Genomic DNA, 24,970 nt, shown 5'->3' with positions numbered 1-24,970 from the left:
CCCAGCCTGTGCACTGTCGTCCGCGGCGTTTTGCGCACCTGTTCCACACGTTATCCACAAGGCTCCTCGACGAGTTCGCGGGCCGACTTCGTCTGCGGTCCCACCGGCACTAACGTCGGTCCAGACCCCTTGCGTACGACCGATCTCCGACAGGTTGTCGGTGCTGCGTGTTTGGCTGCGAGGGTCGGACGGCGAGACCAGGTGAAAGGGCGGTCGGTGACCAGCACGCAGGCGGAGCCCGGGTACCCAGGGTTGGACTCGGCGTACGGCGATCGGGCCAGTGGGCCGGGACTGTTGCCTCCCCAGGACGTGCACGCCGAGCAGTCGGTGCTGGGGTCGATGTTGCTGTCCAAGGACGCGATCGGTGAAGCCGCCGAGGAGTTGGACTCCCGGGATTTCTACCGCCCGGCGCACGAAACGATCTACGCCGCGATCATCGACCTCTACGGCCGGGGCGAGCCGGCGGATGCGATCACGGTCGCCGATGAGCTGACCAAGCGCGGCGACTTACAGCGGGTGGGCGGGCAGGCCTACCTGCACGAGTTGATCAACTCGGTGCCGGTTGCATCCAATGCCGGGTACTACGCGCACATCGTCGCCGAGCGCGCGGTGCTGCGACGGTTGGTCGAGGCGGGCACCCGGATCGTGCAGATGGGGCAGGCGACCGGCAACGGGGATGTCGTCGACATCATCAATGCGGCGCAGGCCGAGGTGTTCGCGGTCAGCGGCGGCAAGGATTCCGAGGACTACGTGCCGATCGGGTCGGTGGTGGAGCCGACACTCGACATCATCGAGGCCGCGTCGGGTTCGTCTGACGACATGACCGGTGTGCCGACGGGTTTCACCGATCTGGACCACCTGACCAACGGTTTGTCGGCCGGTCAGATGATCGTCATCGCCGCGCGCCCTGCGGTCGGCAAGTCGACGCTGGGGTTGGACATCGCGCGCTCGGCGGCGATCGAGCACCACATGTCGACGGTGATCTTCTCGCTGGAAATGAGCCGCACCGAGATCACGATGCGTCTGCTGTCGGCGGAGGCGCAGATCCAGTTGCAGCAGTTGCGTAAGGGTCAGTTGCGGGACGACGACTGGGCGAAGTTGGCGCACACATCAGGGCGTCTGTCGGATGCGCCGTTGTTCATTGACGATTCGCCCAACATGTCGTTGATGGAGATCCGTTCCAAGTGCCGGCGGCTGCGGGAGCGGCACAACCTGAAGCTGGTGGTCATCGACTATCTGCAGCTGATGTCGTCGGGCAAGCGGGTGGAGTCGCGCCAGCAGGAAGTCTCGGAGTTCTCCCGGGCGCTGAAGTTGCTGGCCAAAGAGCTCGAGGTGCCGGTGATCGCGATCTCCCAGCTGAACCGTGGTCCGGAGCAGCGCACCGACAAGCGACCGATGATGAGCGACCTTCGTGAAAGTGGGTCAATCGAACAGGATGCGGACGTCGTGATCTTGTTGCACCGTGACGATGCGGTGAACCGAGAGAGCGAGCGCGCCGGCGAGGCCGACTTGATCGTGGCCAAGCACCGTAACGGTCCGACCGACACGATCACGGTGGCGTTCCAAGGCCACTTCGCCCGGTTCACCAATATGGCGAAGGCGTTCTAGCCGCCGCCTGTTGTCGAGATGCAGCGAATGTCGAGATGCAGCGAAGTTTTCCTAAACGGGCCAATTGTTTGCCCTGGGGTCTCAAACAGGGTGCGGTGAGGGGTGGATCGACCCGGTTTTGGACTCGTGTACGAAGTGCAAGCAACCTTCGATGCCGGAATTATTGTCAAGCTGGGCGGATCGTCGCAGGTCAGCCGGGTGCTTGTTGAGAGCAGCTCTCATTTCACAAGTTACTGACCGGTACAACCTGTGAACGGAATCGGCTGGTCACATGCCTCGGCCGGTTTGCGCCGTTGGGGCGGGTGGTGATGACTTCGCGCTGTGTCACGCAGGGATGGTGCGCCCGGGTCCGATGACACTTTCTAGCGCGTCGCGAGCGTTGCTACCGGCGGCCGATGGTGGTGCGCATGGTTCGACGGAGGTCCTGGCTCCATTCGGTGGGGATTTCCCAGGGGATGAAGTGCCCGCCATGGTCATGGGCGGTGACGTTGGTGTGGTGGTACCAGTCGGCGCGGTCGCTGGTGAGGAAGTTGGCGACGCGTTCCTCGGTGGTGGTCACCCCGGGTGGGTTCTCGTAGCCGACGAACGTGATTCCGGTCGGTGCTTGGACGACGGGCCGGTGATGGTGGCTGGGGGTCCAGGGGTAGCGGTTGTTGTTGGCGTAGGTGCGGATTGAGGTGTCGATCCCGCCACCGGCCCAGTAGATCGTGGCGTGGGTGAGGATGTCGTCCTTGCTGAACACGGTTTCGATGTCGCCGTGGTTGTCCGACCAGGTGTCCCAGCGTTCGAGGAGCCAGGCGAGCATGCCGGCGGGAGAATCGGCTAGCGCGTAACTGAGTGTCGCGGAGTCGAGCATGTGCGCGGTCAGGTGCACGGCGAACTTCTTCTGCGTCGCGATTACCTCCCGTCGGAGGGTTGAGGGAAGGTTGTCGGGGAGGGCGTGACCTTTGGTGATGTTCCAGGCCATGTCTCCGTTGAAGAAGTCCAGGCGGAGAGCGGAACCGATGTGGATGGCGTACAACTCGCCGGGGTACTTGTGGCCCAGCTGCCCGGTGACCAGTGCCCCGACGTCACAGCCCGCAGCGGCATACTTCGAGTGCCCTAAGACGGTGGTCATGAGTTCGTGGAAGACGTCGGCCATTTTCCAGTAGTTCATGTCGGGTCGTTGCGGGATCGGGGTCGAGAACCCGAACCCGGGCAGCGACGGCACGATGACGTCGAATGCGTCGTCGGGGTTGCCGCCGTGGGCTGCGGGATCGGCGAGTTGGTCGATCACTTTGGACCAGTGCCAGAAGGTCCATGGCCAACCGTGGGACAGGATCAACGGGATCGGGTTCGGCCCGACGCCGGGTTTGCGCATGAAGTGCAATGGGACGTTGTCGATGCTCACGCGATAGTGCTCGTAGGCGTTGATGCGTGTCTCGGCCGCGCGCCAGTCGAATCCGTCGGCCCAGTACTCCACGAGCGGTTGGAGGAACTCGCGTCGTACCCCGTAAAACCCGTCGGCGTTGTCGGCGTTCAGCGGCCACCGCGTGGAACGCAACCTGGCGGTTAAGTCGTCGAGGATTTCGTCGGACACGTGCATCGGGCTTTGTGACAGGTCAATGGTGTGGATGGTGCTCACTCTCCTGCGGCAGGGTGTGGTTCCTCGGCCGCGATAGCGACGAGGCGTTGCAGCACTGGGCCAATTCGGGACAACGTGGTGCGTTCTCGTTGACTCAGCCTGCCGATGAGATCGGCCAGTTTCGTGGCCCGGTCGTCGTGGCGGGATTGCACGATGTGTTCGCCGGCTGCTGTCAGCGACAGCAGAACAGCCCGTCGGTCGGAAGGATCGGGAGCGCGGTGCACCAGTCCCTTAGCCTCGAGCTTGTTGATCAAGCTCGTTAGGGCTGGTTGTTTGATCTGCTCGGTCGCCACCAGATCGGTGACACGCATGGGACCGCGACGCGACAGGCTGTGCAGCACGGACAACGTCGAGAAACTGAACTGCTCGACAGTTGCTAAGCGGATGAAGACGGTGTTGAAGTCCTCAATCGCCCAGGTCAGCTCATCTACGTCCAGATCGCTGGGTTGGGCCGCATCCACCCCAACAACGATACATCAAACATTGATGTAGTGTGGCCGTTTCCTGCGGCGGTCAGGTCGGTTCGCCGGTCGGGCTGCTCATGAGTCCACGCTCGGCGTACAGGGCTCCGAGGCTTCCCGTCAGTAGGTCGCACTCGGTGACTGCCGTGTCGTCTCCGGTGAATGTGGCGAGGGCTCGGATGAGTACGTTCACGCCCTGGATCGCCATGGCGGCGGCGTGCATAAAGTCCTCGCCCCTCGTTGCGCCAATCTCGTTGCGGATCTGTAGGCCCTGGACGGCCCAGATGCGGCCGTGCGTGACGCCTGACCCGGTCCGCCAGCTCTGTTCCCATGGGCCGCCGACATCGGCCAGCATTCCCGTGGTGTTGGGGGTGAGTTGAGCTGACTGCATGTCACCGCTGCGGACCGCCTGAACTCTCGGCCGTTCTGCGACTCTCCTCTTGGGCGCTTCAACCAGTGTGTAGTTGAAATGACGGGCCAGGTCGTAGTGAGCGATGTACGCCGCGATCAGGTCGGCGTCGTCGGCGCGGTGGGCTCGCACCAGCGGTGCGAGCGCTTGGATTGCGTCGGCATGCTCACTAAGGCCGGAGGTGTAACCGCGCAGCAGGCGGGTGTCGAAGGTCCCTTCCAGGTGGTATCCGGCCATAGCACCGGTCTCTAGGACGGATCGCGCAAGGACCGTCGGCGCTGCGGTGCTCTGAAACTCGGATCCTGCCGCCGAGCAGAGGACGGACATTCCCCTGAGCACGTCCTGGATGTGAGTGCAACGCGTGACGACAGGCAGCAGGACCCAGTGCATGTACACGTCACGCCTAGCAAGGTCACCCCGCCTGTCGAGTTCCAGAAGGTCGGTCCGCCGGTCGCCGCCATCGACAGCCTCTTCACCGAACGCACCAGCGAAAGGGTGCACGACGATTTCGTGCAGATCCGCCATCCCGTCGCCGGTCAGATGTGCCAGTTCCACTACTTCCTGGGGTACCGGATAAGGCATGTACCCGACTGTAGGTGGCGGCACCGCGAGGCATGTTTCGATCAAGCCGTTGTTGGATACCTCTTCAATACCCACCGCAGGTGACTGAGGGTGACGCGTAGCTGTTCGGCCTCCTTGCTACGAGACGTCTCGAGGTCGCTCTCAACGATGGCCAGGCGTTGCTGAAGTGTTCGCCGTTCTCGGCTGGTGACGGCTCGGCAAACGTCGCTGCAGCGTGGTCGCCAGGGTGCCGGTGAACGCGCCCACACCCTCGGCGTGCCGCTTCCCACGACCGATCCCGGTCTCGTTGTCCCAGATCAACCGACGTGGAACCCGGCCGAGGTCTTGCAGCAGTTCCCACATGCCCAGCAGCAGGTCGGCGGTGTGGCGGGTCGGGATCATCCGGGCGAGCATGAACCGGGAGTGCGCAGCGGTGATCACCATCACCGGCAGCAGCGCCCTGGTGCCGTCCTCCAGCGGGATCTTCTTCGGCGGGAACCACAAGTCGCATTGCGCCGCGTCACCCGGCAGCCACGTCAGCCGATCAGCGGGGTCGACCGGCCGGTGCTCCGGGCGCAAACGCCGAACGTTCTCACGGAACCAGGTGATCGACCCGCTCCGCCGACCCGTTCGGCGATCACCGTCGCCGGCATGTCCGGCGTCATGGCCAGCAATTGCCGCACCGCCGGCTCGAACGGCGTGAACGCCGTCGGCACCGCTGGCCGCTCGTACTTCGGGGGCCGGTCCGAGGCCAACGCCCGCTCCACCGTCGACCTGCCAACGCCCAAGTCCCGCGCGACCTGACGCTGCGGAACACCATCCGCGACCAGCCGCCGGATCAGAGCCCAATCCTCCACAGAGATCACCCATCCAATCTGTCTGGGTGGCCTCGTTTTCGACCGTCGCTATGGCCTCGTTTTCAAGCGTCGGCGACACGCGCACCTAGGTCGATGTAGTTCCGGTTTCCGTCGTTGACTACTGAGTTCCGCTGGCTGCTGTTGGTTCGATTTTGGATCGGGCCCGGTGCTGGCGGACCCGGGTGCGTGTGCCGCAGGAGCGGGAGGGGCACCAATGGCGTCTGCCACTGGGATCCAGGAATACCCACCCGCATTCAGGGTCGTGGCATTGCGCGAGCATGGCTCGCTCTGGGCCTGTGAGACTCAATAGGGCTGTGAGAGCTACTGATCCGAGCGCGTCACGTGCGGTGTCCCAGCGGGCGCCCTGGGGGTAGGCCGTGAAGGAAACGTGTCTCGCGTCGCTGGCGATCGTGCGGATCGCGGCGGAAGGTGGCGTTGTTGCGCTGACGATGGCCTCGGAAATGGTCCGGCAGGCCGCGCGAAGGTCGTAGGCCACAGAGAGGTCTCGGTCATTGGAGGGCGGCGCTTGCAGTCCGTTCGCTACTAGCCACTCGTCGAGGTCCGCAGTCGTCGCGAGTCGTTCGATCGGGGCAGCCGAGTAGGCCCGACCCACAGTGGCAATGAGGTTCAGCCACGGCGCACCCCCGGCCAGTGGGAAACGAGACTGGTCGGTGCTTGTCGCCGCCGTGGCGTCGTCGATGTTGCGGTCGTTCATATCCCTACTGTAACGTCCGAACCGTTACCTATGTAACGGGTGAACTGTTACCGAAGGAAGGGTGAGTGAGATGGATGTGACGGCTGGTGAGCGAACGCTGCGACTGCTGCAGGACCAAGAGACAACTTCGGGGTGGCGGGCCAGCGTGGACGCGGTGGCTCCCGGCATGGACCAGTGGATCGTCGGGGCACTCTTCGGTGGCCCGTACCAGCGACCCGGCCTCAGCTTGCGAGATCGGCAACTGATCAATCTGGGTGCGTTGACCGCCATGGGCGGGGTCGAACCTCAACTGGTCGGCCACGTCCGTACTTGCCTACGGATCGGTATGACCCGACAAGAGGTCGGCGAAGTGTTCGCCCATCTCACGCCGTACGTCGGAACGCCCAGGGCACTGGCCGGGATGCGCGCTGCTGCTCAGGCGTTCGAGGACGCCAACGCGACACATGAAGCGGCACGCCACGATGGATGATCTGCAAATGGTCCGCACCATCGCCGGCGATGTCGCGTGCGACGACCTTGGCGTGGTCAATGCGCACGACCACCTCTTCCTGACCAGCGCTGCCATGGCGGGAGTCGAACTCGACAACTTAGAAGCAGCTACCGAGGAAGCGCATGCCTTCGGCTTGGCGGGCGGAGGTTGCATCGTGCAATGGTCCCCAGCGGGAACCCGCCGTCACTTGGCCGACCTGCGACGGATGAGTAGCACCATCAACATCCACATCATCGCGGCGACCGGAAGACACTTGCGGGCTCACTACCCCGCGGACGCCGACATCGCGGCATTGTCCGCGGACTCCCTTACTGCCCGCTTTATCGACGACATTCAGCACCAACGGTGCGGATTGATCAAGATCGCCACCGGGTACTGGACCCTCGACCCCTTCGAACGTGACCACGTCGCCGCAGCCGCTGCCGCAGCAGGACACACCGGGGCGCCGATCGCTGTTCATCTCGAAAGGGGAACAGGCGCAAGTCAGGTCGTCGATCTGCTTGAGGACCTTGGGCTGCAACCCGAACAAATCATCCTGGGTCACCTGGGCCGATTTCCTGACCTCGCATCAATCAGAGCAGTCCTAGATCGCGGCGTTTACGCCTGCTTTGATGCGCCATCGCTGGGCAATCACGCCACTGACTGGCGCACCCCCGGGCTGCTGAATGACCTCATCAACGCGGGCCACCTGCACCAGTTGTTGCTGGGCGCCGACACCACCAGTCAATTGGCTCAGCCTGCCAGTGGCGGTGCGCCAGGAACGAGCAACTTCCTGACCTGGGCCCGACAAATCATCGGACCTGTCGTCGGCACCACCGACCTCAGCCAGATCCTGACGACCAACGCACACCAGGCCTACGCACTCCGGCAATAGGTTTGGCGCAGAAACTAGACCCGCACTAAGCGTGATTGTATCGCTGCTCCGGCGATCAGCCTGAGGGGTGATCGGCGTGCCGGAGACAGCGTTTTACGCGTCGACAGGGTGTGTCTCGACCGCGCCGCCTACTTTGCACAACGGCTGCGGTTGAGTCGGATAGGTGCAACGTTCGTCGAGTGTTCCGAGCAACCTTGTTTGCTTCTCGACAACTTGTCCGTCGCGGATGCACGACCGTGTTTGCTTATGGACCAATGGGCGCGCGCTGTCGAGATGCTCAAACCCCTGTGTGGATGGGGCACGGCCGTTATCGCGAACGTCCTGTCATTCCGAGATCCGCGCGCCGCGAGTTAGCTGAGCGCGTGGCACCGCTGACGGTCTTACTCCGTTAGCCTGCGGACGTGGGCGTGCTATTCGACTATTTCGTCGCTGGGAGCGACGAACAGGCTGCGGTGACCATCGATTGGCTCCAAGGACCCAGTCACCCCTCGGCTTCGGGACCCACCGCGGACCCTTACGGGACGTCCGGCCGATCAGACGATGATCTGGGCGACTTTCCGTCCGGGTTTCGGACCGTCAGCGACACAGGGATAGAGCCAGTCGTCCAGGCGGCAACCCTCGAGGGATTACTTACGGGTCGCTCGGTTGACGACATCTTGGAGTCTCTTCCCGAGGCGCCAGTTGCCATTCGGGACGGTGGAGAGAGGTTGGTCCTGCAAGTAAGCGGCGGACTGATTGATGTACTGGCGCAATCAACACCGGAACGGCTCGCTGAGGTGGCGGTTCTCTGGTCGCAGACAGAGGAGTTCTGGGGACAAGGGGACCCCGAGTTCCTGCGCGATCTGCTGGGGGAGCTCGCCCAGCTTGCCCGTCATGCTCGCGCCGAAGGCGAAGTCGTCTACTGCTGGGTTTGCGTCTAGTAGTTAGCAAAGTCCTATCGCGTTGAAGCTGTGATTGGCCACCGATGTGTGGCATATGCAAGCCCCGGAAACGCCGGGTTCACCCCTGATACGGCGCGGCGAAACTCCTACCCACCCCATCCATCAAGCGTCTGCACTTGCCAGTGCTCAGCCGCACTTGGGCGTGACGCTCGATGGCCGGGCGGCATCGTGGCGAGGTCCGCGATCGAGCTGTCGCGTTCGATCGCATGCCAGATGTGTGTGGCGGTGGAGGCTCCGGGAAGATTGGGGTCGTTCACACCGTCACCGATGAACCACTCACCGTCGGCAGTATGTCCGACCTCCCGCGCCGGCTCTTCGCCGCGGAGCACCGTGTTCTGTACGACCGCACCCAGGTCAAACGGAAAACGACCGGCCTCATACGGAAACGGCAGCACCCGGTGCATCTCGTGCCCAGTCACCTACCGCAGGCTAGCGGCTACGTGTGCGGCGTCCCAGCTTCCCGGTCGTGCCGCGATCCGGTAATCGCACGACCCGGCTGTAGTTGGCACAGGGACCGCGCTCGACCGCCGTTGTGCCAAGTACGTCGCGAGTCCCGTGCCATCTTCACTGCAGCTCGACACGCCGCCGCCGCTCCGCTGCCGCGCGTACCCTTTCGCTGGCGGCTTGGCCTCAGGATGCAGCCGAGTCTTGGGTCAGCAGGCGTTCAAAGCCTGGATGTTCCGGCACCCCTGGCACCTCCCACGGTTGTACGACCGATGAGTTGGGCGAGATCTTTTCGCCCAGTCGGTAGATCGCCCAAGGCGTCCCTTCTGCGGGACGAGCTGTGAACCGCTCGCCCGCGCCATGGCCTTCACTTAGCAATGTGCGCAGCCTCTCCGCATCGTCAGCGACGGCATGTGGTGTCCACATAGCAACCTGCCCAACAGTGAGGGGTGTGCCACAGATATTGAGTTGCAGTTCGATCCCATGAAGGAACAGCGCTGCCCCTTCTGTAAGTAGCCGTTCAAGGCTGGAATCCAGCGACCCGTTGAGCTTGCCGTGCACCGCATCACGGCCGGGGTAACTGACAACTTCTCCGTTCAGCAGTTTGACGAGAATGCGCGCCCACAGCCGGTCCATCGTCGAGATCCCTTCGACGGGGAGGTGAAGGTTCACATCGAAGTGTTCTTCTAGCGCGCGTAGGTCATTGAGGTAACTGGTCAGCTCTTCTTCGGGCGCAGTGAACTGGCCGGGGCCGACCAGGACCCAACCCGGGGAAGACCCGTCGATCGAAAGGCCCATCTGCCCGTGGGCAGCAAGCGCGGCGAGGAACCGTACGGCACGGCGGACGTCACGGGCGGTAGATGCGGCGGGCGCGAACTGCATCTCCATGCTGCCCGACCGGGATCCGTCAGTATCTAGCCTCCACGTCTGGGTGATCCCACCGTCAAAGACGACCCGGATTGTTCTTCCGCGCGGACCTGCCGCCATGGACTGCACTGTTCCGGACAGACGGGCAATGGGGTCGCGGTTCGCGACGCCGACCAACACTTCGGCCCGGGTTGGTGGCCGGCCGTCCTGATCTGGAACCGGCCACCACTCGATAGACCCGGTGCCCTTGGCAGCGAACCATTCCGGGCCGATCATCTCGATCGACTGAACAACACGCTCGGGAAGTGTCACCGGATCGATCGCGCCGTAGCCAAGTGACTGCTCAACCTGGGCCATGATGTCCGCGTCCTCAGGCCCGAACCGGGTCTCAAACCTGATGCCCAGCGGTTCCCGTTCGGCAGCGTCAGGGCGGCGAGCAAAAAGGGTCTCGGTGTAAGTGCCGTCTGGGTCGACAGCGTACGCAGTCCCCCAGTACTGGCTACGGGAGGCCAGCTGCTGTCCGATCCGCTGGTTTTCTGCAAGAAGATCGCCTGGCCTCGTGAGAACCGCCGATTCCCGGTGAACGGCTTTCAACAGCTCTTTCGCCGGGTCCCGCAGGAACCAGGATTCGATGTCCGGGTGTTTGATCAGGAGATGATCTAGTTCGGTGGTTCCCATGAAGTCAATCCGCAGTTTGACCCCGGGCGGGCGCATCGCAGTGACCACCTTCCGCTCGGTCACCGTGGCATTGATGGGGGTCACCAAGGTCCACACGCCTGGCAGTTCGTTGCTGTCGAGGACCCGGTTCAACGACTTCTTGATCTGCCGCCGCCGGCTATCGGCGTGCCCACCGGAGAAGCCCTCGGGGAAGTGTTTCAGCTGAAATACCCGGAGCAGCTGATTGGTTCGTTTAACCCGCACCTCGACATCGATTCCGCCATCTCCACCGCGACCGTCGATCGCGTGGGCAACGCGACCGTCGCCGGTGAATTCGCGAACCAGCAGATCCTCGACGAGCCGATTGAAGTCGTTCTCCTCCATGCGTCGCCAATTGACTCGATCCATGCTCCTAGTATCGGTCGAACGTCCTTGCTGCTCACGGCAACCAACCGACGTCAAACGATCTCAACCGTTCCGCGGCCACCGCCGCTCACCCGTCCCAGTACGTTCTTGGGCATGCCCCCAGCGGATAGTAGATTGCACACCCGTGCTGACCCATGGCTGATGGAACGTCTTGAGCGGGGCCTATCTGAAGTAGTTCTGGCCAGCCCGTACCTCAGCGCCGATGTAGCCCTCCGACTGGCTCGGCTAGCCCGCGACTGTTCTCATTCGTGGGTGTTGATCACCCGGTTGGACGCCGCGGCCGTCGCTGGCGGGTACTTGTCGGTCAGGGGCCTGCAGCAACTATTGGAAGCTGGGGTAGAGATCCGCGACGTGCCCCGCGTCCACGCGAAGGTGTTCGTCATCGGCGGGGAGGGGTTCCTCGGATCGGCCAACCTGACCGGTGCCGGACTGGGGACAAGTGCCCTACCCAATCACGAGCTCGGCGTTGAGCTCGATGCCGAGCTCGTCGCGGAAGCGCGCCGTACCCTTTTGTCCTGGAACAGCCAACCTGTCACCGCGGATGACCTGGTGCAGCTCGAGGCCGATGCGAAGCTCATCACCGCCCCCAAACAGGACGCGGCCCGCCACCGACTCAACCCACGCACAGCTCAGCAGCTCGCCGAGGCACTACTTGTGGATGCCCGGGACCCCGGACGCGGTCTGTGGCTGAAACTTGAGTACGGCGAGCCGGACCTCGAAGGGTGGCGAAGCAGCTCGTATTTCGCGAGCCCCAAGAAGGGGCGACCCAAGTTCAAACCGGGCGACCTGGTCTTCATCTGTGCACAGGAGACGCATGACTGCTACGCCGTCGTCGAAGTGAGCGACGGTGCGCAGTTCCAGCCCGCCGACTACGTCGCGCGCATGCAGAACGAAGACCCTGCAGCGATCGAACGGTGGCCATGGGTGACCCGCACCGATCCGCGATTGGTGCCCGAACACCTCTTGCAGGTAAAGCTGGCTGAGCTGGGTATCGCGGGCCGGGGCCTGCAGAACGGACATGTGCGGCTGTCCCTCGACCAATTCGCCTCTGGGGTCAGAGGTCTGGCCAGGACGACCTGCTCATAGCCGTACCCCCCACCGGCCCTCGCTAGAAGTTCGCCGTCCCCAGGGCGGCGGTCGGGTCTGATGCTCCAAACCGCTTGACACGCAATAGGAGCATCAGACCTTGAAACCGGCCAGGATCTGTCGGGAAGTAGCCTCCAGTCGTGGCGGGCCACGACTGGAGGGAGGGCAGTTTCGCGCGCCGTCGGCCCTCTAATGAATCACTGGCGTGGGTTGCGAAATCGGTCGGTCAGGGCGCTCGTGTTGTCGGCTATCGCCGCATGACTGGTGGCGTCTCATCCGCAGTGCACCGGGTGACGGTCGAGCGCGCCGGGACGCGCACCTTCGTGGTGTTGCGGCAGTACCCGGCCGCAACCGGTCTGCACGAGACCCTCCAGGAGGAGTTGACGAACCTTCGTGTGGTGGCGGGGTCCGGCTTACCGGTCCCCAGGGTGGTGGCGGCCGATGTCGACGGCAGCGCGACCGGCGGTGCACCTTCGCTCCTGATGACCCGGTTGCCGGGCCACGTCGAGTTGAATCCCGTCGATCCCGAGCAGTGGTTGAGCAGGGTCGCGGAACTGGCATCGCGTGTGCACTCCGCCGATCTGCCAGCCCGGACGTTCCGGCCGTGGGCGGACTCCTGGATCGCCACTGCGGACTTGCTGCGCGTACCTGCGGGGGCACGCAACCCAGCGGTGTGGAGAGCAGCGATTGATGCGATGGTCACTGCACCGCCGGAGGATCCGCCAGTGTTCCTGCACGGTGATTTCCTGCCGGTGAACATGCTGTGGTCGCGGGGCAACATCACCGGGCTGGTGGACTGGAACGGTGTCCATCGCGGGTCTCGCGCTGTCGACGTTGGGCACTGTCGCCGTTACCTCGCGGCGCTTTACTCGCCCGGCTGGGCGCAAAGGCTCGCGTCGCGGTACGAGTCGGTAGCCGGTGCGCGCTTGGACCCCTGGTGGGATCTGTACGCGTTGCTGCACCACGACGACCACCAGGCGCAGTGGATCCGCCGTCAGGTCGGCGGTCGGCGGGCTGTCGACGTGGCAGGCGTGACATCCCGGATCGAGGTGCTGCTCGAAGCCAGTCTTCGTCGACTGGGGTGACGCTTGATCTCGTCGGGAGCGGTGAGGTCAGGCCTCGCCCATGACGAGGCCCTCGATGGTGTGCTGTTGCACGATCGGGGTCAGGTGGTCGACGACGGACACGGTGAGGTGCCGGCGGACCTTCTCGGGTAGGGCATCCCAGTACGCGGTGGTCACCGCGGGGTCATGCTGCGCGTCGTTCCCGGCCCCGGGCGCGTCGACCCCGAGGACGAGGACGGGCCGCGAGAGCGAGGAGTGGTTCGTCGTCCCACGATGGATCGTCAGCGCCGAGCGGGCCGAGATGTCACCCCGCTGCGGGTACTTGCGCTCCGCCAACTCCTCGAAGCGCGACCACGTCTCCCGCGGAGGGAACATGCCGTGCTCGAAATCCTCGCCGCTATCCCACTGAGTGCCGGGGGCGATTTCGAACGGACCCATGTCCTCGGTCGTGTCGACGCAGGTGACGTTGAAGGCGAGGGAGGTGAGGCGCCGGTCGCGCTTGGTCTCGTCAGGGCTGGGGAAGTCGCGATGCCAGGGCTGGTCGACCGCGCCGGGGAATGGGATGTCGAAGCCGATCTCGACCACTGACCAATCGGGCCCGAGCACGGCCTCGCTCACCTCCTGCACCCACGGATGGCCGACGAGGTCGGCGAACCCACTGATCTCCTCCGGGTGGACCTCGACGTACCAGCGCTGCGGGCCGCGGCCCACGGCGCCACCCTCCCGCTGCCTGGCCGCCGCGAAGGCAGCCTCGACGTCGGCACGGAGCCGGTCGACCCACGGGACATCGAAGGCGCCGCGTAGGGCGGTGATGCCGGCGGTGTGCAGGTCGTCCACAGCGCGGCTGACGGGGACGGTGGCGGTGCTGGTCATGATGTTCCTTTCGTCGAATGCGGCTACTTTGCCACGTGGCAAATTGGAAGGCAATAGGCTGTACGGGTGACGTCGGGACGGGTGCGCCAGCGGGACGTAGCCGAGCGCGCGGGGGTATCCGTCCGTACGGTGTCCAATGTCGTCAACGATTTCGTCCACGTCAGCCAGGACACGCGCGAGCGCGTCCTGGCTGCCGTAGCAGAGCTGGGGTATCGGCCCAACTTGGCGGCCCGCGAACTGCGCACCGGACGCTCCGGCACGGTCTCCCTCGTCGTGCCGGAGATCGACTCGCCGTACTTTTCCGATCTCGCTTCGCGGATGGTGCGCGCCGGCGAGGCGATCGGCCTCACCGTCCACATTGCCCAGAGCGATGGCGACCCCGACCGCGAGCGAGCACTGCTCGCGGGTCCACCCGGACGGGAGGTGGACGGCGTGGTCATCAGCCCGTGGGCCCTCGCCGCGGACGACGTGCGGCCGCGCGGGGACGGCCCACCTGTCGTCATGCTCGGCGAACGGCCCGGGCAGGGCAGCGTGGACCGGGTGGCCATCGACAACGTCGCCGCGGCCCGCGATGCCGTGGCGCATCTGCTGAGCCGGGGGCGGAGGCGGATTGCGGCCGTCGGACTGCAGCCCCATCGTGCCAACGAAACCTCGGCGCTGCGGCGGGAGGGATACCGGCAGGCGGTCGCCGCGGCCGGCGGTACCCATCAGCTCGGGCTCGAGGTTGTCACCCAGACGTTGCACCGGTCCGACGGAGCCGCCGCGGTCCGTCGTCTTCTCGAGGAAGGCTCGGATTTCGACGCGCTCTTCTGCTTCACTGACGAACTCGCCCTCGGAGCGATGCGGGCGTTGCACGATGCGGGCCTCCGGGTCCCCGACGATGTCGCGGTGGTGGGCTTCGACGGCATCCAGGACGGTGCCTTCAGCGTTCCCTCGCTGACCACGGTGCGACCCGACGTCACGCGCATCGCCGAGCTGGCCCTAGCCGCCCTTGGCCGGCATCAGGCCGGTGAGGAAAGTACGCCGACCGAGTACGTCGCGCCGCACCGGCTCGTCGTCCGAGAAAGCAGCTGCGCCTGCCTGCAGCAGAAGTAGGGAGGTACGACGTGCGGTTCGATCGGTGCTGAACCCGCCGGGCGAGGTGGGTCATCGGAACCACTTAACGATCACGCATCGTTCGGTCGCCGTAGCCAGGTTCGCCCGGCGCTCCGGAGTAGCGTCGGTCTACCGCTACGCGCCGTTCATAGGAGTATTCATGAAGACTATGAGGCCGGCCGTAACAAGCCTGGTCGGGTCCGCGGTCGCTGGTGTCTTGCTGGCCGGTTGCGCGGCTGCACAAGCGGGCGGTCCGACCTGGTCGACTCAGCTGTCGCCTGAGCCGCTGCCCACGATCGTGGTTCCGACCACCAGTCCCGATGCTGCGCAGATAGACTTCCAGAACAAGGCGGGGGCGACGATCGAGAAAGTCGCCAAAGTCCTGGGGATCAGTACCGACAACTTCGTGCTCGATTCGGCGAACCAGCGGATCGTGGGCTACTACACCACGACGTCGCAGCGGGACGTGATGAAACAAGAAGGTATCGCGGCGTTCAAGGTCCAGTACTCCGCGGAACAACTCCAGGAAATGCAGGAAAGGCTGTACGACCGGATTCCGGCGAGTGCGACGGGAGTGCACTGGGCCGGCGGCAACGTCAGCACCCAGAAAGTCGAGGTCGGGGCGACCAAGGAGTTCTTTGCTTCCGAGGATTGGGCCACGGCATCCGCCGGGATTCCCGTGTCGATGAAGGTCGAGGACCCCAGCCAGCAGCCGCAGCCCGCTGCCGGCTGAGCCTGCATCGGCAACCCGAACGGACCTGGCATCGCGTCGCGCCGATTCGATCCGGCCGCTCACGGCGTTACCTGATGCTCGGATCCAGCCGCGGACGGATGACAGACTTCGTCGGTGATCGAGGAGGCGCTGACTGAGGTCGAGGGTGTCCGCTTCGTGCCGGACAAGCCGACGGGGTCGGCCGCCCTGGTGCTGGCGGGCTCGAGCGGGCGGGTCGATCGCGACCGGGCGCGGGTGCTGGCCGCGCGTGGCGTGCTTACCGAGTCCATCCGCTGGTTCGGTGGTGCCCGGCAGCAGCCTGGACCGTGGGAAGTCCCCATCGAGTTGTTTCTCCGACGGATTGATGCACTCGCCGAAAGCGCTGATCGTGTCCTGGTCTTCGGAACGTCGTTCGGGTCGGAGGCAGCGCTGCTCGCCGGCGCTCTGTCCGAGCGGGTCGACGCAGTCGTGGCCTTCGCCCCCAGCGACGTGGTCTGGTCCGGGGTCACCCACGAGGGCCGGGTTACGTCGCACTGGACCCTCGATGGTCAACCGCTCCCGTGGGTGCCGTTCGTCGACGACTGGGAACCGGACGACGATCCGCCCGTTTTTCGCGGCCTGTACGAGGCTTCGCGCCGGCGATTCGCCGAAAGGATCCGCGCTGCAACGATTCCCGTCGAGCGAATCCCGAGGGTAGTGCTCGTGGCCGGGGGCGATGACCAGGTGTGGCCGGCCGTCGCTCAGGCCGAAGCGATCGCGGCGACCCGTTCACAGCACGGGCTGGCAACCGACCTGGTCACCGACCCAGAGGCCGGCCATCGCACCATCCTGCCCGGCGAGGCTTTCGTCGAAGTCGGCATACGAATGCGGCGTGGCGGCTCGCCCGCCGCCGACCGGCGATTGGGTGAGACCGCCTGGGAAGTAATCCAGGACGTTCTCCGACCGGGTCAGCCCTCGACGGAGATGTCCACCGCGTCGGGGTAGAAGGCCAGGTGATCGGCGATCGGTGACACCGCGTCGTAGGGCTCGGGGTAGAACCACACCTTGTCCGCCGCGACCGCCCCGTCCGCGCTACGCAGGCCGTGGTAGCGAGCCGTCCCCTTGTAGGGGCAGTACGTCGAGTGGTCGCTGTCGGTGAGTACGTCGGGATCCACGTCTGCTCGCGGGATGTACTGGACCGACGGGTACGACGCTTCGGCCAGTCGCACACTCGATGTGCTGGATGCGATCACCCGGCCGTCGAATCGGACTGTTACACGCTGCTTTTCGGGTTCAACGGTGATCGGGTGGTCCGGGCCGGGTTCAAGCTTGGGCTGGGCAGTCATGTGCATCCCTCGATTCTTCGGCGTCATCATCGACAACACCGGCATCGGCCCACCTCATTCCCCACGTTCTGGTTGGATGAAGCATGGTTCCAGGCGCCGGCCCTGCGATGCGACGACGCGCGTTCATCGGTGCGGTCCCTCTGGCGCTTCTCACCGCATGCGGAACCCAGCGGGAAACCAGAGCAGTGACTCCGGCGCCACGTCCGACCGCGCGATCAACGTCATCCCCGGTTGTCGCTTCATCGACGACGACCCCTGCGCAAGACAGGAATATAACCATGCCCGGAGCGCCAAACCGGATCACCATCCGTCCGGACGACTATCACGTTCCCTATGCCGGGACCGCCGGAGACGGTCGCAAGTTCTTCCTCAGCGACGAGCTCTACACCGCAGACGCTTCCTATGTCGGTCTCTTCCTCTGGACGGCGGACGGCGCCTTCGACAGCGTCCAGGTCGACTCCCTTACCCGGCCGAGCAATGTGCCGCCAGGACAGGCTGCTCCCGGCGTCGACGGCGACGAGGTGGTGCAAACGCGCCTGAAGCAATTGGGCAAGTACGTGTTGGAGCCCATCGAGGTGGCTCCGTTCCTGCGCACAGTGGACGGTGTCGAGTTCGGCTGGCGGTTCGAGGTCTTCGAAGGAACGGCCACCGTCAACATCGAACCAGGCGACTTCATTTGCTACTACGAACCGTGGGATGGCTACGAGTACGACACCTGAACGTCGGTCAGTCGGCGTCGTCGACGGCAGCCCAGACGAGGCGGCTGGCGGCGACGTTGCCCTCGGTTTGCACGCTATCCGCGTCGAGGTTCGGCAGTCACCGCGACCCGCGTAGTCGTCCCCACAGGCGACGCCCGCGTCGTACACCGTTGTGGCGGAAATCAATTGGGGCTCTCCGAGCCGACCCTGGGTGTCGAGCTCATGTGGATGAACTCCAGTTGGGTCTGCATTCGCCCCCACGAGTAACCTCGGCCGGGTGGAACGGCTGCCGCACCCCGTCACCGGCGTATTGATGACCTCGCCGGCGACCCCGGGTGACGGCTGGCCGGGCGACCACGCCACCCCGGGACGCCGCAGGCCCAGTCCGCCATCGACGTACGCCGATCGGCGGCTGACGCCCGCGACCTCACCGACCTGAGTGCCCGGCTGACCGTCTGCCGTGCCTGTCCGCGCCTGGTGACCTGGCGCGAACACTGCGCGCAGGTCAAGAAGGCTGCCTACGCCGATCAGCCCTATTGGGGACGACCGGTCGCCGGGTTCGGTGATACCCGCCCATGGTTGCTGGCGTTCGGCCTGGCTCCTGCTGCGCACGGCGGCAACCGGACCGGCCGCAACTTCACCGGCGATCCCTCTGCCGCATGGCTCTTCCAGGCGCTGTATCGCGCCGGGCTGGCCGCGCTGCCGACCTCCGACAACGCCGGCGACGGGCAGCGGTTGACCGGTGTCCGTCTGCTCAACCCAGTGCGATGCGCGCCGCCGAAGAACAAGCCGACGACGTCCGAGATGGGCACGTGCGCCCCCTGGGTCGCCCGCGAGCTGCAACTCGTCCTGCCCACCGCGCAGGTGGTGTTGTGTCTCGGAGCCATCGGGTGGTCGGCCGCGCTCACGGCGCTCGCCGCTGCAGGTATCGACATCCCCCGACCCCGACCGAAGTTCGGCCACGGCGCGCAGGCAACCGTCGGCGGTCTACACCTGATCGGTTGCTACCACCCGTCGCCGCACAACACCTATACCGGCCGGCTGACGCATGCCATGTTCGATGAAATCATCGCTCGCGCAACGCAACTCGCGGAGCACGGATAGGAGGCGCAGATGATCACAGGTGCGGACAGGGTCGGGTTGGGTCTGGCAGCCCTGGGCCGACCGGCGTACATCACGTCCGGTCGCGGCCAGGATCTGGGTGGGCACCGCAGCGTCGAGCAGATGCGCGAGCGGACCGCGGAGGTCCTGGACGCGGCGTACGCAGCGGGTGTGCGGTACGTCGACTGCGCCCGGTCGTACGGCGTGTCCGAAAGTTTCCTGGCCAGTTGGCTGGCCTCCCGTCCGGGCGTCAGCGATGTGACGGTCGCTTCGAAGTGGGGCTACCGGTACGTGGGTGACTGGGAGATGACCGCGGAAACCCATGAGCGCAAGGATCATTCGCTGGCGGCCTTCCAGGAGCAGTGGGCCGCAACCCAGCACGAACTGGGCAGCCACGTCGACGTCTACCAAGTCCACTCCCTGACCCCGGATAGTCCGGCGCTCACCGACGAGCCGCTGCTCGATGCATTGGCAGCATTGCGGGACAACGGAGTTCGGGTCGGCTTTTCCACCTCAGGACCTCGACAGGGTGATGTCGTCCGCCAGGCCATCACCATCACGCGCGGCGGTGACCCCCTCTTCCGGGTCGTGCAGTCCACGTGGAATCTGCTCGAACCCTCCGTCGGACCGGCGCTGCAGGAGGCAGCCGACGCCGGAGTGCATGTCGTGGTCAAGGAAGCCCTGGCCAACGGCCGTCTGGTCGACGGGGATTCGCCCGAGCTGCAGGGTGCCGCCACCGATCTCGGGATACCGCTGCACCAGGCCGCGTTCGCTGCCGTGGCCGCGCAGCCGTGGCTCGGGCACGTGCTCTCCGGCGCGGTCACCGGATCGCAGGTCGAGGAGAACGTCGCCGCGGCGTCAATCCCTCTGTCGCCGAGTCAGATCGACACGCTGATGGTCGCGAAGGAAGATCCCCGGGAGTACTGGGCGGCACGCTCGCAGCGTGCGTGGGCCTAGCAGCTCAGAACGGCCAGATCACCGGCACGACGAACGCGGCGATCAGGCCGAAGAAAATGAGGTTCGGCAGGCCCAACCGCCAGTAGTCGCCGAAGCGATACCCGGCCGGCTCCTGGATCATCAGATTCGCGGGCGTGGCCACCGGCGTCAGGAACGCCGCGGCCGCAGCCACCGCGATCGCCATCAGCATCGGCAACGGCGAGGTGTGGGTGTTCTGCGCGACCGCGACCGCGATCGGGGCGACGATCAGCGCCGTCGCCAGGTTGCTGATGAACTGCCCGAGGATCAACACCACCACGACCACCCCGATCAACAGCAGCCGCGGCGAATCCCCGAACGCCGAGACCAACCGGTCGGAGATCTGGTCGGCCGCGCCGCTGGTCTGGATCGCGGTTGACAACGGGATCATCCCCGCGATCGTGATCAAGGTCGGCAACTGGATCGCACCCTGCGCCTGCTCGCGCGACAACGCCTTCAACCCCACCAGCAACACCGCCGCCGCGAGCACGATGATCGCCGGGGGAGCGACGCCCGCGGCGAGTAGTACGCACATCGGCACGACAATGGCCAGCGTGAGATAGGTGCGCGGTCCGAACCGGCCGCTCTGGCGCCGAACCTGCTCCGGCTCAGCCACATTCACGACATCGGGTTCCGCGAGGTGCTGATCCAACGCCGACCATCCGCCGCGGACCACCAGGACGTCGCCCGCTTGCAACTGCCCGTTCTCCAACGCTGCATCACCTCGCCGCAACGCCATCACGAAGAGGTCCTCGCCCTGCATCGGCATCCCCACGTAGACGTGTTCGCCGATGAACGACGAGCGCGGCGGGATCACGATCTCCTGCAGCCCCTGGTGGTAGGAAACGGCCGCATCGTCGTCGGCCAGGTCGTACTCGCGGGCCATCAACTCGGCGTACCGGCTCAGGTCGTTGGGTGCATCCCTCGGGGTTCGGTCCGGCAGCACCTTGGGCCCCAGGAAGAGGTTCATCGCGAAGGTGCCCACCACCAGTGGGATCCCGGCCAGCGCGAACTCGAAGAAGCCGAAGGGACGGTCGCCCGACTCCTGGGAGAACTCGGAGACGAACAGGTTGATCGGGCTACCCAGCAGCGTCAGCAGCGACCCCGCGTGCGCCGCGAACGCCATCGGCATCAACAGCTTCGAGGGCGGTTTGCCGATCCGCGTGGCGAGGATGACCCCGACCGGCACGAGTGCGGCGACCGACCCGTTGACGCTGATGATCGCGGTCAGGAGGGCCACCAGGAGCATGAGTGCGAGTACGACGGAGCGCGGGTTGGTGCCGGTGCGCGCCATGAGTTGCTGGCCGGCGAAGGCCGTCACCCCGGTCGCGTCCAACGCCTCGCTGATGACGAAGAGGCTCGCGATGTAGATGATCAGCGGATCGCCGAAACCGGCGACCGTCTGATGGAGGGTGAGCACTCCGGTCAGGTAGAGCGCCAGCGCCACGCTGAGCGCGACCACCGACGGCGGCAGTTTGTTCCAGATGAAGATGACGACGGCAGCGATGAGGATCACGAACGTCGTCGTGCTCGCCGCGATCTCACACCTCCGACTGGGACGGTCCAGACGCCCAGGATGACAGCACGCCCCTCCGCGATCCACCGAAGGGCGGCCGCGAAGGGGCGTTTGCCGACGGCGTTACCGGTTGATGCTGCTGCGACCCCGGCCGAGCAGGGTCAGAACGGCACCGACGACCAGGACGGCGACGCCGATCCAGATGAGGATTTTGCCGACTCCGGCGAAACCGACGATGAGCAGGATGACGCCGATGACGACGAGTGCGAGCCACGGGGACATGAAAAACCCTTTCCGGGGTGAAGGAACGAACGAAGGAAGCCACCCGGTCGGTCGTTCCCCCGCGACCGGACAGCAGCCACCCAACCTACGAAGAAGGAACCAATTAGTCGCCACCCGCAGGAACCACGCCGCCGGATCGGGCACACTCGCGCTTATGCGCCCGTTGTTCACGTCCCCTGTCCGTCGCCGGTCAGCCGCCCCTCGACGTACGTCGATCCTCGCCTTGGCGGGTCTGCTCGCCGTTGGGGCGGTGGGCTGGGCGCCGACGGCGCGCGCCGCCACCACACCCCCGGTCGTCACGGGCACCGTGGCCACCCGGTGCGCCTTCCTGACCTACCAGACGCCGGTCGACTGGTACTTCCCGTCCGGCAACGCCAAGGCGCTGGTGTGGCTGCAGCACGGGTTCGCCGAGAACAAGGCCCTGTACGCCGGCTACGCACGCCAACTGGCCGACCGCGGATTCCTCGTCGCAGCGACGACCCTGCCGTCGGCCGACCTCTTCGGCTGCACGGTCAACAACATCGGCAACAACACGGCGTACCTGAACAACATCGCCACTCTCTTCGGCACGAAGGACACCGGCAGCGGTGCGCTGAACGCCTCCTTCCGCGCGGCGCGAGCCACCGCGGGCCGGGCGGATCTGGCGATGCCGCAGTCGCTGGCCTTCGTCGGTCACTCCGCGGGCGGCGAGGCGGTCAGCTACGTCGCCGGCCGGCTGCGCAGCGCCTACCCTGGCGTGTTCGCCCAGCTCAAGGGGCTGGTCCTGGAGGACCCGGTGGCCTCACCGGCCGGGTCGAACCTGGCGACCGGGCTGAGCGCGCTCGCGCCGACCGGAGTGCCCGTCTACGCGCTGGCCAGTCCCAAGAACTCCTGCAACGCCGATCAGAGCGGCACGCAGCAACTGATCAGCAGCCTGCCGGGCCGCTTCCACGGCGCCCAGATCAGCACGGGGGTGCACCAGGACATCTACGGCACGGACAACACCGCGTTGTTCAACCTGGTCTGCGGCACCCCGAAACCGGACAACACCAACGCCGTTCGGAGCCTGACGACCGGATGGCTGACCGGCTTCGCCGACGGCGCGGACAACCCGGCGTACTTCCCCGGCGGCCCGGCGTACGACGCCCTACAGTCCGCGGGAACCATCACCACCCTGCCCTGACCGGGCCCGCTCGGTCGAGCACCACCCGGATGGCGCTGTGGTCGGTGATTCCGGTGAGTCTCGGCTCGTGGTCGAACGCGCACTCGGTGACCCGAGCGGCCAACGGCTGATCGCACAGTGCGTGATCGAACCGGTAGCCGTGGCCCTGATGGCTGACCCACGTGTGGGTGTAGTCGGCGCTTGCCACCTGGCTGGTCAGGTCGGTCAGGTGCAGTTCGGTGATCAGCCGGTAGAAGAATTCGTACTCGAAGAGCTTCGTGGACCCGTAGAGGGGCTGGTGGTCCGGCGGGATGACGTTGAGGTCTCCGATCAGCAGACTGCCGGCGGCCTCCGGGGCCGGCCAGGACTCCTCCAGCGTCGTCATGCACGCGAGCAGCCAGGACTCCTTGCGCGCCAGAGCTTTTCGATCCGGTGGGATGCCGTGGGGTGGCGAGGACGGCCCGTAGATCGCCACGACGTCGACGGGCCCCGTTTCGTCCGCCAACCGCACGCGGATCGCGCGACCGGACAGATCGGCGTACGGGTCATCGGCAGGCACGGTCGGCACGGACGTGGCCACCAGTACGCCGCGGCCGCCTGCGGGCGGATGCGCGTCGTGCAGGGTGAAGCCCAGGTCCCGAAGCCCAGCGCACAGCAGCCGGTGACCGGCCCCGCTGCGAGTCTCGGTCAGCACCAGAACCGCGGCGTCCTGACCCGCAAGCCACCGCAACAATCCGGGCACCCGGCGCTCGCCGGGAGCCGACACGTTGAGGCTGACGATCCGGATCGACCCGGCCATCCGGCGAGCGTAGCGAAGGCTGCGGCGTCGATGGCCGACGATGGTCGGTATGGCGACCTACCGGATCGAGGGTGCCCGCATCCACGGCATCGATGACTTCTACGGCGAGTTGAACCGGCTGGTGATGGCCGACGAGGACTGGCGGCTCGGCGCCAGTCTGGACGGGCTGAACGACCTGCTGTACGGCGGTATCGGCGCTCTGGCCGGTGACGAACATCCGCAGTTCCTCTGGTGCGACCACCAGCAGAGCAGAACGGCACTCGGCACCGATGCCACCCGGGCCTGGTTGACCGCCAAGCTGGACGGACCGTTCGACCAGGCCCTGATCCGGCAGCAACTGCGTGACCTGGAGGCCGGCACCGGCAAGACCTACTTCGAGCTGATCCTGGAGGTCTTCGCCGACCATCCGCGCGTCGGGCTGACACTGGCCTGACAGACTCGGTGACATGCCCGAGCCCAGTGCCGCCGTTGCCGTCTACATCGACTTCGACAATGTGGTGATCTCCCGCTACGACCAGGTGCACGGCAAGGGCTCGTTCTGGCGGGACCGGGACAAGGGTTTCGAGGTCGCCCGCGTGGCTGCCGCGGAGGTGGACCTTCACGCGATCCTCGACTTCGCCTCCTCCTTCGGCCGACTCGCACTGACCCGGGCGTACGCCGACTGGTCGGTCCCGGCGAACGTCCACTACCGCAAACAACTGGTCGACCGGGCCGTCGACCTGATCCAGCTCTTCCCCGCATCGGGCTCGAAGAACGGTGCTGACATCCGGCTGGCCGTCGACGCGTTGGAGGACATGGCCCGCATGCCGTCGGTGGCGACCGTCGTCCTGGTCGCGGGCGATTCGGACTACATCCCGCTCGCACAACGCCTCAAGCGGATGGGCCGCTACGTAGTGGCCGTGGGGGTCGCCGGCGCCACCAGTCGGTCCCTGGCAGCGGCCGTCGACGAATTGGTGACCTACGACAACCTGCCCGGACTGTCCGACCGCGAGCGGGACGAGCAGGACATCGCCGAGCCGCCGGCGAAGAAGTCCGGTTCGCGGGCGAAAGGTACCCCGGCCACCGAGGACGAGGACAAGGAGGACGCGCAACTCAGTGCCCGCCAGGCGACGCGGTTGTTGTTGCGCGCGTTGCGAATCCTGCGCGAGAAGGATCCGGACTCCGAGTGGTTCAACGCCGGTGAGGTGAAGAGCCAGATGAAGCGGATGGATCCCTCCTTCAACGAGAAGAATTTCGGTGTGACCTCGTTCTCGGAGTTCGTGAAGACCCGCAGCTCCATCGCCGAGCTCAAAGAGGACCACCACAGCCGCACCGTCCGGTTGAGACCGGGGCACTGAGGCCCCCTGGTTAGGGTGGCAGGGGTAGCAGC

Annotated in this window: 29 protein-coding genes; 16 read left to right on the top strand and 13 right to left on the bottom strand. The window is 65.7% G+C overall.

Features of this window, described 5'->3' with window-relative positions; all coding sequences use genetic code 11:
• Positions 1–216 precede the first annotated feature (216 nt).
• Positions 217–1,608, top strand: a complete 1,392-nt coding sequence (gene dnaB, locus ACFQBT_RS18280; RefSeq protein WP_377824932.1) for a replicative DNA helicase — start codon at positions 217–219, stop codon at positions 1,606–1,608.
• A 382-nt stretch (positions 1,609–1,990) separates the two neighbouring features.
• Here dnaB and ACFQBT_RS18275 read toward each other — a convergent pair whose 3' ends face one another.
• From ACFQBT_RS18275 to ACFQBT_RS18250, 6 genes are all read right to left on the bottom strand, one after another.
• Entirely contained in the window at positions 1,991–3,232 is a 1,242-nt protein-coding gene (locus ACFQBT_RS18275; protein WP_377824930.1) for an epoxide hydrolase family protein, read from the bottom strand.
• Positions 3,229–3,693 (bottom strand): MarR family winged helix-turn-helix transcriptional regulator, encoded by a 465-nt coding sequence (locus ACFQBT_RS18270; RefSeq protein ID WP_377824929.1) that lies wholly within the window; start codon positions 3,691–3,693, stop codon positions 3,229–3,231. Before ACFQBT_RS18270 ends, ACFQBT_RS18275 begins: the two co-directional genes overlap by 4 nt.
• Before the next feature lie 52 nt (positions 3,694–3,745).
• Positions 3,746–4,684, bottom strand: a complete 939-nt coding sequence (locus tag ACFQBT_RS18265) for a hypothetical protein (protein WP_377824928.1) — start codon at positions 4,682–4,684, stop codon at positions 3,746–3,748.
• Positions 4,685–4,825: 141 nt separating this feature from the next.
• The gene (locus tag ACFQBT_RS18260; RefSeq protein WP_377824926.1) at positions 4,826–5,242 is read right to left on the bottom strand and encodes a hypothetical protein; all 417 of its coding nucleotides are present in this window, start codon (positions 5,240–5,242) and stop codon (positions 4,826–4,828) included.
• Positions 5,200–5,520 (bottom strand): helix-turn-helix domain-containing protein, encoded by a 321-nt coding sequence (locus ACFQBT_RS18255; protein WP_377825551.1) that lies wholly within the window; start codon positions 5,518–5,520, stop codon positions 5,200–5,202. The genes ACFQBT_RS18260 and ACFQBT_RS18255 overlap by 43 nt, the downstream gene beginning before the upstream one ends.
• 118 nt (positions 5,521–5,638) lie before the next feature.
• Positions 5,639–6,235, bottom strand: coding sequence for a CGNR zinc finger domain-containing protein (locus ACFQBT_RS18250; RefSeq protein WP_377824924.1), 597 nt, complete (start codon positions 6,233–6,235; stop codon positions 5,639–5,641).
• A gap of 70 nt (positions 6,236–6,305) precedes the next feature.
• On the opposite strand from ACFQBT_RS18250, the gene ACFQBT_RS18245 reads away from it, so the two are divergent.
• The 3 genes from ACFQBT_RS18245 to ACFQBT_RS18235 all read left to right on the top strand — a co-directional run bounded on the left by ACFQBT_RS18245 (position 6,306) and on the right by ACFQBT_RS18235 (position 8,519).
• A complete protein-coding gene (locus tag ACFQBT_RS18245; protein WP_377825549.1) occupies positions 6,306–6,704 on the top strand; it encodes a carboxymuconolactone decarboxylase family protein in 399 nt (132 codons plus the stop codon).
• Positions 6,697–7,599, top strand: a complete 903-nt coding sequence (locus ACFQBT_RS18240; protein ID WP_377824922.1) for a phosphotriesterase family protein — start codon at positions 6,697–6,699, stop codon at positions 7,597–7,599. The genes ACFQBT_RS18245 and ACFQBT_RS18240 overlap by 8 nt, the downstream gene beginning before the upstream one ends.
• Before the next feature lie 401 nt (positions 7,600–8,000).
• Positions 8,001–8,519 carry a hypothetical protein gene (locus ACFQBT_RS18235; RefSeq protein ID WP_377824920.1) on the top strand — a complete coding sequence of 173 codons (519 nt, stop codon included), beginning with the start codon at positions 8,001–8,003 and terminating at the stop codon, positions 8,517–8,519.
• Between the two features lie 107 nt (positions 8,520–8,626).
• Here ACFQBT_RS18235 and ACFQBT_RS18230 read toward each other — a convergent pair whose 3' ends face one another.
• The gene (locus ACFQBT_RS18230; RefSeq protein ID WP_377824918.1) at positions 8,627–8,959 is read right to left on the bottom strand and encodes a hypothetical protein; all 333 of its coding nucleotides are present in this window, start codon (positions 8,957–8,959) and stop codon (positions 8,627–8,629) included.
• A gap of 211 nt (positions 8,960–9,170) precedes the next feature.
• Positions 9,171–10,916 (bottom strand): hypothetical protein, encoded by a 1,746-nt coding sequence (locus ACFQBT_RS18225; protein WP_377824916.1) that lies wholly within the window; start codon positions 10,914–10,916, stop codon positions 9,171–9,173.
• Between the two features lie 270 nt (positions 10,917–11,186).
• On the opposite strand from ACFQBT_RS18225, the gene ACFQBT_RS18220 reads away from it, so the two are divergent.
• Both ACFQBT_RS18220 and ACFQBT_RS18215 read left to right on the top strand, forming a co-directional pair.
• Positions 11,187–12,020 (top strand): phospholipase D-like domain-containing protein, encoded by an 834-nt coding sequence (locus tag ACFQBT_RS18220; RefSeq protein WP_377824914.1) that lies wholly within the window; start codon positions 11,187–11,189, stop codon positions 12,018–12,020.
• A 257-nt stretch (positions 12,021–12,277) separates the two neighbouring features.
• On the top strand, positions 12,278–13,105 hold the full coding sequence (locus ACFQBT_RS18215) for an aminoglycoside phosphotransferase family protein (protein ID WP_377824912.1): 828 nt from the start codon (positions 12,278–12,280) through the stop codon (positions 13,103–13,105).
• A gap of 27 nt (positions 13,106–13,132) precedes the next feature.
• Here the strand turns inward: ACFQBT_RS18215 and ACFQBT_RS18210 are convergent, their stop codons facing one another.
• Entirely contained in the window at positions 13,133–13,957 is an 825-nt protein-coding gene (locus ACFQBT_RS18210; RefSeq protein ID WP_377824910.1) for a phytanoyl-CoA dioxygenase family protein, read from the bottom strand.
• Positions 13,958–14,023: 66 nt separating this feature from the next.
• On the opposite strand from ACFQBT_RS18210, the gene ACFQBT_RS18205 reads away from it, so the two are divergent.
• The 3 genes from ACFQBT_RS18205 to ACFQBT_RS18195 all read left to right on the top strand — a co-directional run bounded on the left by ACFQBT_RS18205 (position 14,024) and on the right by ACFQBT_RS18195 (position 16,748).
• Positions 14,024–15,052, top strand: a complete 1,029-nt coding sequence (locus tag ACFQBT_RS18205; RefSeq protein ID WP_377824908.1) for a LacI family DNA-binding transcriptional regulator — start codon at positions 14,024–14,026, stop codon at positions 15,050–15,052.
• Positions 15,053–15,212: 160 nt separating this feature from the next.
• Positions 15,213–15,785 (top strand): hypothetical protein, encoded by a 573-nt coding sequence (locus tag ACFQBT_RS18200; protein ID WP_377824906.1) that lies wholly within the window; start codon positions 15,213–15,215, stop codon positions 15,783–15,785.
• A 114-nt stretch (positions 15,786–15,899) separates the two neighbouring features.
• On the top strand, positions 15,900–16,748 hold the full coding sequence (locus ACFQBT_RS18195; protein WP_377824904.1) for an acyl-CoA thioester hydrolase/BAAT C-terminal domain-containing protein: 849 nt from the start codon (positions 15,900–15,902) through the stop codon (positions 16,746–16,748).
• Here ACFQBT_RS18195 and ACFQBT_RS18190 read toward each other — a convergent pair.
• Positions 16,712–17,134 carry a DUF427 domain-containing protein gene (locus ACFQBT_RS18190; protein ID WP_377824902.1) on the bottom strand — a complete coding sequence of 141 codons (423 nt, stop codon included), beginning with the start codon at positions 17,132–17,134 and terminating at the stop codon, positions 16,712–16,714. The genes ACFQBT_RS18195 and ACFQBT_RS18190 overlap by 37 nt on opposite strands.
• Before the next feature lie 233 nt (positions 17,135–17,367).
• Between ACFQBT_RS18190 and ACFQBT_RS18185 the strand changes: the two genes are divergently transcribed.
• The 4 genes from ACFQBT_RS18185 (at position 17,368) to ACFQBT_RS18170 (ending at position 19,845) form a co-directional block, all read left to right on the top strand.
• Complete coding sequence (locus ACFQBT_RS18185; protein WP_377824901.1) at positions 17,368–17,808, top strand: hypothetical protein; 441 nt, start codon at positions 17,368–17,370, stop codon at positions 17,806–17,808.
• A 256-nt stretch (positions 17,809–18,064) separates the two neighbouring features.
• Positions 18,065–18,226: a hypothetical protein gene (locus ACFQBT_RS18180; RefSeq protein ID WP_377824900.1), complete on the top strand. Its 162-nt coding sequence runs from the start codon at positions 18,065–18,067 to the stop codon at positions 18,224–18,226.
• A gap of 38 nt (positions 18,227–18,264) precedes the next feature.
• Entirely contained in the window at positions 18,265–18,891 is a 627-nt protein-coding gene (locus ACFQBT_RS18175; RefSeq protein ID WP_377824899.1) for a uracil-DNA glycosylase, read from the top strand.
• A 9-nt stretch (positions 18,892–18,900) separates the two neighbouring features.
• Positions 18,901–19,845, top strand: coding sequence for an aldo/keto reductase (locus ACFQBT_RS18170; RefSeq protein WP_377824898.1), 945 nt, complete (start codon positions 18,901–18,903; stop codon positions 19,843–19,845).
• A gap of 4 nt (positions 19,846–19,849) precedes the next feature.
• Here ACFQBT_RS18170 and ACFQBT_RS18165 read toward each other — a convergent pair whose 3' ends face one another.
• Complete coding sequence (locus ACFQBT_RS18165; protein WP_377824896.1) at positions 19,850–21,379, bottom strand: SLC13 family permease; 1,530 nt, start codon at positions 21,377–21,379, stop codon at positions 19,850–19,852.
• Between the two features lie 123 nt (positions 21,380–21,502).
• A complete protein-coding gene (locus tag ACFQBT_RS18160) occupies positions 21,503–21,661 on the bottom strand; it encodes a hypothetical protein (RefSeq protein WP_291524317.1) in 159 nt (52 codons plus the stop codon).
• A gap of 154 nt (positions 21,662–21,815) precedes the next feature.
• Between ACFQBT_RS18160 and ACFQBT_RS18155 the strand changes: the two genes are divergently transcribed.
• Positions 21,816–22,823: a hypothetical protein gene (locus ACFQBT_RS18155; protein WP_377824894.1), complete on the top strand. Its 1,008-nt coding sequence runs from the start codon at positions 21,816–21,818 to the stop codon at positions 22,821–22,823.
• Here ACFQBT_RS18155 and ACFQBT_RS18150 read toward each other — a convergent pair.
• Complete coding sequence (locus ACFQBT_RS18150) at positions 22,807–23,601, bottom strand: endonuclease/exonuclease/phosphatase family protein (RefSeq protein WP_377824892.1); 795 nt, start codon at positions 23,599–23,601, stop codon at positions 22,807–22,809. The two genes, ACFQBT_RS18155 and ACFQBT_RS18150, sit on opposite strands and share 17 nt — an antisense overlap.
• Before the next feature lie 49 nt (positions 23,602–23,650).
• On the opposite strand from ACFQBT_RS18150, the gene ACFQBT_RS18145 reads away from it, so the two are divergent.
• Positions 23,651–24,034 carry a barstar family protein gene (locus ACFQBT_RS18145; RefSeq protein ID WP_377824890.1) on the top strand — a complete coding sequence of 128 codons (384 nt, stop codon included), beginning with the start codon at positions 23,651–23,653 and terminating at the stop codon, positions 24,032–24,034.
• A gap of 13 nt (positions 24,035–24,047) precedes the next feature.
• The gene (locus tag ACFQBT_RS18140; protein WP_377824889.1) at positions 24,048–24,938 is read left to right on the top strand and encodes an NYN domain-containing protein; all 891 of its coding nucleotides are present in this window, start codon (positions 24,048–24,050) and stop codon (positions 24,936–24,938) included.
• The last annotated feature ends 32 nt before the right edge of the window (positions 24,939–24,970 follow it).

Source organism: Branchiibius cervicis, from assembly GCF_042661605.1.
In the GTDB taxonomy this organism is placed as follows: Bacteria; Actinomycetota; Actinomycetes; order Actinomycetales; family Dermatophilaceae; genus Branchiibius; species Branchiibius cervicis.
This window is presented reverse-complemented; position numbering and strand designations above follow the sequence as displayed.

Excerpts from the sequence above, each read along its gene's own strand:
- ACFQBT_RS18245 (WP_377825549.1), top strand. The coding sequence starts at position 6,306 with ATGGATGTGACGGCTGGTGAGCGAACGCTGCGACTGCTGCAGGACCAA.
- ACFQBT_RS18185 (WP_377824901.1), top strand. The coding sequence starts at position 17,368 with ATGCCCGGAGCGCCAAACCGGATCACCATCCGTCCGGACGACTATCAC.
- ACFQBT_RS18190 (WP_377824902.1), bottom strand. The coding sequence starts at position 17,134 with ATGCCGGTGTTGTCGATGATGACGCCGAAGAATCGAGGGATGCACATG.
- ACFQBT_RS18200 (WP_377824906.1), top strand. The coding sequence starts at position 15,213 with ATGAAGACTATGAGGCCGGCCGTAACAAGCCTGGTCGGGTCCGCGGTC.
- ACFQBT_RS18210 (WP_377824910.1), bottom strand. The coding sequence starts at position 13,957 with ATGACCAGCACCGCCACCGTCCCCGTCAGCCGCGCTGTGGACGACCTG.
- ACFQBT_RS18145 (WP_377824890.1), top strand. The coding sequence starts at position 23,651 with ATGGCGACCTACCGGATCGAGGGTGCCCGCATCCACGGCATCGATGAC.
- ACFQBT_RS18170 (WP_377824898.1), top strand. The coding sequence starts at position 18,901 with ATGATCACAGGTGCGGACAGGGTCGGGTTGGGTCTGGCAGCCCTGGGC.
- ACFQBT_RS18250 (WP_377824924.1), bottom strand. The coding sequence starts at position 6,235 with ATGAACGACCGCAACATCGACGACGCCACGGCGGCGACAAGCACCGAC.
- ACFQBT_RS18150 (WP_377824892.1), bottom strand. The coding sequence starts at position 23,601 with ATGGCCGGGTCGATCCGGATCGTCAGCCTCAACGTGTCGGCTCCCGGC.
- ACFQBT_RS18265 (WP_377824928.1), bottom strand. The coding sequence starts at position 4,684 with ATGCCTTATCCGGTACCCCAGGAAGTAGTGGAACTGGCACATCTGACC.
- ACFQBT_RS18225 (WP_377824916.1), bottom strand. The coding sequence starts at position 10,916 with ATGGATCGAGTCAATTGGCGACGCATGGAGGAGAACGACTTCAATCGG.
- ACFQBT_RS18240 (WP_377824922.1), top strand. The coding sequence starts at position 6,697 with ATGGATGATCTGCAAATGGTCCGCACCATCGCCGGCGATGTCGCGTGC.
- ACFQBT_RS18140 (WP_377824889.1), top strand. The coding sequence starts at position 24,048 with ATGCCCGAGCCCAGTGCCGCCGTTGCCGTCTACATCGACTTCGACAAT.
- ACFQBT_RS18160 (WP_291524317.1), bottom strand. The coding sequence starts at position 21,661 with ATGTCCCCGTGGCTCGCACTCGTCGTCATCGGCGTCATCCTGCTCATC.
- ACFQBT_RS18215 (WP_377824912.1), top strand. The coding sequence starts at position 12,278 with ATGACTGGTGGCGTCTCATCCGCAGTGCACCGGGTGACGGTCGAGCGC.
- ACFQBT_RS18155 (WP_377824894.1), top strand. The coding sequence starts at position 21,816 with ATGCGCCCGTTGTTCACGTCCCCTGTCCGTCGCCGGTCAGCCGCCCCT.